At 54.2% G+C, this 273-nt stretch carries 1 protein-coding gene; it reads right to left on the reverse strand.

Translation table 11 applies throughout. The features are described 5' to 3' along the window. On the reverse strand, positions 1–273 hold a 273-nt coding region (locus tag ACYPV9_RS14260; RefSeq protein ID WP_459744840.1), incomplete at both ends, for an RNA-binding protein.

Genomic DNA, 273 nt, shown 5'->3' on the forward strand with positions numbered 1-273 from the left:
TCCAGTGCCTCCCTGGTCACGTCGAAGCTGAGGTTGCCAACAAAGATACGATTGGACGGAGCTCTGCCAGAGGCTGCCGATCCCTGGCCTTCTTCTTGAGGCTTGTCGGGTCTTCCTTCATAGTTCTTTGCATCCTTGATCAACACACGACGGCCGACCAGCATCTGTTCATTGACGTCCAATGCCTCCTTCAACGCCTTGGCATTGGTGAAGTCGACGTAGGCAAACCCTTTGTTCTGCGCTTTACCATGCTTATCCGGGTTTCGCGGCATG

Source organism: Polaribacter sp. OB-PA-B3, assembly GCF_054589375.1.